The 2,582-nt window shown below is 58.9% G+C and carries 3 protein-coding genes; 2 read left to right on the top strand and 1 reads right to left on the bottom strand.

The features are described 5' to 3' along the window. Positions 1-779 (bottom strand): phosphoribosylformylglycinamidine cyclo-ligase (purM, locus tag AB5Y92_RS09030; protein ID WP_368226534.1); only part of this gene is annotated, 779 nt, incomplete at its 3' end. A 176-nt stretch (positions 780-955) separates the two neighbouring features. Between purM and upp the strand changes: the two genes are divergently transcribed. Both upp and AB5Y92_RS09020 read left to right on the top strand, forming a co-directional pair. Beyond that, positions 956-1,582, top strand: coding sequence for a uracil phosphoribosyltransferase (upp, locus tag AB5Y92_RS09025; protein ID WP_005334115.1), 627 nt, complete (start codon positions 956-958; stop codon positions 1,580-1,582). A gap of 149 nt (positions 1,583-1,731) precedes the next feature. Then, the coding region (locus AB5Y92_RS09020; RefSeq protein ID WP_368226533.1) for a DUF2066 domain-containing protein at positions 1,732-2,582 on the top strand (851 nt) is incomplete at its 3' end.

The raw sequence follows: 2,582 nt of genomic DNA, 5'->3' as shown, positions 1-2,582 counted from the left end.
AGGACACGGGGGATGTTCTCCCAGAAGCCACCGCCGGTGATGTGGGAGAGGGCGTGGATCTCGCACTCCTTGATGAGCTTGAGCACCGGTTTCACATAGATGCGGGTCGGCTCCAGCAGGGCGTTGGCCAGAGTGGTGTCACCCAGCGGCTGATGCACGTCGGCTTTGGAGACTTCCAGAATTTTACGGATCAGGGAGAAGCCGTTGGAGTGAGGGCCGCTGGCAGCCAGGGCGATCAGGGCATCCCCTTCACCGACCTTGCTGCCGTCGATGATATCGCTCTTCTCCACCACACCGACGCAGAAACCGGCGATGTCGTAGTCTTCCCCTTCATACATACCCGGCATCTCGGCAGTCTCTCCGCCCACCAGGGCACAGCCTGACTGCTCGCAACCGGCACCGATCCCGGTGACCACCGCGGCCGCGGTGTCCACGTCCAGCTTGCCGGTCGCATAGTAGTCGAGGAAGAACAGCGGCTCGGCGCCCTGTACGATCAGGTCATTGACGCACATGGCCACCAGATCGATGCCCACGGTGTCGTGCTTCTTCAGGTCGATGGCCAGCCGCAGCTTGGTGCCCACACCATCGGTACCGGAGACCAGTACCGGCTCCTTGTAGCCCGCAGGGATTTGACACAAGGCCCCAAAGCCGCCAAGACCACCAAGGACTTCAGGACGACGAGTGCGCTTTGACACGCCCTTGATACGTTCAACCAGTGCATTGCCGGCATCGATATCTACGCCAGCATCCTTGTAGCTCAGTGAGGTTTTGTCAGTCACGAGTATTCCCCGTCATGTAAAGAAGTGGAGGGTAAAATTCGGGGCGTATTCTAACAGTGGCGGTGAAAAACCAGAAAGGAAATCGTTTGCGCGTTTTTGCGCGGAAATGCTCTACAAGCGGTGGCTTTTGTTGTATGATTCCGCGATTTTTTTGCGGCAGGTTAGAGGAGATAATAATGAAAGTCGTTGAAGTCAAACACCCCCTGGTCAAACACAAGATCGGTCTGATGCGTGAAGGCGATATCAGCACCAAGCGTTTCCGTGAACTGGCCAAAGAAGTGGGCAGTTTGTTGACCTATGAAGCGACCTCTGACTTCGAAACCGAGAAGGTTATCATCGATGGCTGGAATGGGCCAGTAGAAGTTGACCAGATCAAAGGCAAGAAGGTAACCGTCGTACCCATCCTGCGTGCCGGCCTTGGCATGATGGATGGCGTGCTGGAGCACATGCCGAGCGCCCGCGTCAGCGTGGTCGGTATCTACCGTGATGAAGAGACCCTGCAACCGGTTCCCTATTTCGAAAAGATCGTCAGCAACATCGAAGAGCGTCTGGCGCTGGTCATCGATCCGATGCTGGCCACCGGCGGCTCCATGATCGCCACTATCGATCTGCTGAAGAAGAAAGGCTGCCAATCCATCAAGGTGCTGGTACTGGTTGCCGCGCCGGAAGGGATCAAGGCGCTGGAAGCGGCTCACCCCGACGTAGAGCTCTACTGCGCTTCTGTCGACCAGGGGCTGAACGAGAAAGGCTACATCGTGCCGGGTCTGGGCGATGCAGGCGACAAGATCTTCGGTACCAAATAAGTTATGCCTTGACCTGCTTCCCATGTGGAAGGGGTGATCGGAGCCGGCGCATCGCCGGCTCTGCTGTTTGTGGCCGCTTGTGCCAGCCTTGCCGCAGGACGCGCCTTGCCGCTACCATAAGCACACTCTCCCATTTCGAGACTCTGTTCATGTTCAAACGTGTTGTGACCGCCCTCTGCTGCGGCTTGTCATTCATGGCCTCGGCCGCTCAGGTGACCGACCTCTATCAGGGCAAGGCCCCGACCAGTGGTGACATGGTGGCTGCTCAGGGGCAGGCACTGGGTCAGGTGCTGATCAAGGTCACCGGCAAGCGCGACATCCTCACCCAGCCGGTGGTGGTCAAGGCGCTGGCGGCGCCGGGCGACTATGTCAAAAGCTATGGCTATCAGGATCAGGACTCCGTCAAGTATCTGAAAGCCGAGTTCAAGAGTGACAAGGTCAACAGCCTGGTCTCCGAGAGCCAGTTTGCCCTGCTTGGCCCGGCTCGTCCCCAAATGGCCATCTGGCTGGTGGTGGATCAGGGGGAGCGTCACCTGCTGGCGGATCAATCCAGCGATGGTTGGGCGCAAGCCTTGCGCGAGCAGGCCCAGACGCTGGGGCTACCCATCAGCATTCCGCTGATGGATCTCGATGACAACATGGCGGTCAGTGCCACCGACGTCTGGGGACGCTTTGCCGACCCGATTTTGCAGGCAAGTCAGCGCTATGGCGCCGAGATGGTGGTGCTGGGCAAGCTGACACCGGAAGGTGACAAGTGGAGCATCGATTGGGGACTCTACGGCCCCAAAGCGGCCGGTGAAGTGGCCGAGCTGACCCGTGGCAATAACACCGGCACTCAGGCCGAAGTGGCGCAAGGGTTTGCCGATACCCTGGCGGCCTGGCTGGTGAAAAACTACGGTGCCCGCATTTCTGGTCCGGCAACCAGCCAGACCTTGGTGGTGGATGGCCTCTCCGAAGTGGACAGCATGATCGCCGTGCAGAAGATGCTGCAGGGGATGGC

This window comes from Aeromonas sp. R1-1 (assembly GCF_040908495.1).
Classification (GTDB): Bacteria; Pseudomonadota; Gammaproteobacteria; order Enterobacterales; family Aeromonadaceae; genus Aeromonas; species Aeromonas veronii.
Note: the sequence above shows the minus strand (reverse complement) of the source record. Positions and strands in the feature narration are given on the sequence as shown.

Bases quoted from the DNA above. Each gene is read 5' to 3' on its own strand.
- upp (WP_005334115.1), top strand. From the start codon at position 956: ATGAAAGTCGTTGAAGTCAAACACCCCCTGGTCAAACACAAGATCGGT.